A 1,318-nucleotide genomic window follows, 5' to 3' on the forward strand; every position below is an offset into this window, starting at 1 on the left:
TCATCGAAAGTATGGTTGCCCACTTCAGTTTTATCGCCGCAGGAGCATTCCTTCCAGTGCTGGGTTTCATCCTTCTGCCAGTCGCCGTAGCTGTGTTCATGAACCGGAATCGTCGTTTCCGGATTGAATTCCAGATAGAGCGTGTAGTCTTTATCTACCACCTCATAGATTATCTGGTAGTTATTGGGATCAACTGTTCTCGATAACTCAATGCGCTCAAGCACCGTTTTGACCATCAGGTTATCCCTGGTGACATTCGCCAGCTCAGGAACCGTTGCCTTATTCTTCTCGAAATACTGATAGAGCAGTTCCGTTACTGCCTGTTTCTCATTCTCACTCGTGGTACCATCAGGCTTTATGACATCCGGATTCCCTGTGGCCGTTATACCCTCCTGGTACAGCTTATTCTCGCTGCCTGGCAGCCCCACATCGACCACTCCCGTATAATACTTATTGACGGACGTTATAACGGAGAAATCGTACGTTTTATACGATGCTGAGCTCGAACTGCTCCAGCCAGTCCACTCCGTCACATAGTAGCCCGATAGATTGTCCGGGTCGCCGGTGCCGGAGACGCCCTCTCTCGCTCTTACCTCTACCTCGTAGGTAGGATTGATAACGCCTTCTGCATTTCCTGTGTTTGTAAAGGTGCAGGTGGTCTCCCGCTGAACCGTCTTTGTCTCTACCTTTGTCTTTTCTCCGGCAGTGCCGTCAAAGTGTCCGTAAAGGGTCACTTCATACTCAAAGATATCCAGCCCGCCGGTGGTTTCCGGCTTATCCCAGCTGGCTTTTAAGCCGGTTTCTGTCAGTTCCAGCTTCAGATTTGTTGGCGCAGCCGGTACACCCGCCGCAAAAGCGGTCATTGGCAGCATCCCCAGCAGCATACACAGGGAAAGCAGCAGCGCCGTCAGTTTCCTTTTTGCTTGCATTTGGTTTCTCCTTGTCAAATAAGATTGCTTATCCTTTGGTATGTACCAAAGGATAGAAGGGATATTCCTTCTTGAAAAGGATACCGGCTGCGCCGGAGCGGGCTGTGGATTTTGCACGAAGCCCGCCCGCAGGCGCTTTTGCCGGTTTTGTTTTATCTCACAGCCTTATTTCTCGGCCGCCGCCTTTTTCCGCCTGTAAAGCAGCATTCCCAGCACGCCGCCGGAGGCCAGCATCAGGCTGATCCACAGCATCATGTTGCTGCTGTCCCCAGTCTGGGGGCTGCCGGTTCCCGCTGCAGGGATGGCTTCAGTCTGCACATATTCACAGACCGCACAGCCGCGCTCTCTGGAACCCGCTTCAGTCTCGGTGGCCTCTTTGGTTACTTTCC

2 protein-coding genes are annotated in these 1,318 nt (G+C 52.3%); both read right to left on the reverse strand.

All coding sequences use genetic code 11. The annotated features are described in order from the left end of the window. Positions 1–929: fibronectin type III domain-containing protein (locus HNP82_RS17735; RefSeq protein WP_183776833.1), on the reverse strand; the 929-nt coding region annotated here is incomplete at its 3' end. Between the two features lie 165 nt (positions 930–1,094). After that, positions 1,095–1,318: LPXTG cell wall anchor domain-containing protein (locus HNP82_RS17740; RefSeq protein ID WP_183776834.1), on the reverse strand; the 224-nt coding region annotated here is incomplete at its 5' end.

The organism is Catenibacillus scindens, assembly GCF_014202115.1.
GTDB lineage: Bacteria > Bacillota > Clostridia > Lachnospirales > Lachnospiraceae > Catenibacillus > Catenibacillus scindens.